Raw genomic sequence first — 354 nt, 5'->3', positions numbered from 1 at the left:
AAGTTGAGCTGTTGGAACAAGCAGAAGCCGACCTTGCCCATACCGTCACAGCCATTCCTGGCGCTAAATCGTTTTTAAGCGAAATAAAAGCACAGCAACGCAAGTGGGCCGTTGCAACTTCTGCAAATCGTCACAATGCAGTTGCACGACTCACCACAGCAGGTTTACCTATTCCTGAAATATTAATTACCGCAGATGATGTTGGGCAAGGTAAGCCTCACCCTGAGCCATTTTTATTGGCGGCCAAACGGCTAGGAGTGGCAACCTCTAAATGTCTTGCATTTGAAGACTCAGATCAAGGGGTAAGATCTGCACTTAGCGCTGGCTGTGACGTAGTCGTAGTTAACCGTTTTT

Annotated in this window: 1 protein-coding gene; it reads left to right on the top strand. The window is 47.5% G+C overall.

What is annotated here, in order from left to right:
- The coding region (locus CWC11_RS20815) for an HAD family hydrolase (protein WP_138684176.1) at positions 1–354 on the top strand (354 nt) is incomplete at both ends.

Origin of the sequence: Pseudoalteromonas sp. S3178 (assembly GCF_005886985.1) — a bacterium.
GTDB lineage: Bacteria > Pseudomonadota > Gammaproteobacteria > Enterobacterales > Alteromonadaceae > Pseudoalteromonas > Pseudoalteromonas carrageenovora.
Note: the sequence above shows the minus strand (reverse complement) of the source record. Positions and strands in the feature narration are given on the sequence as shown.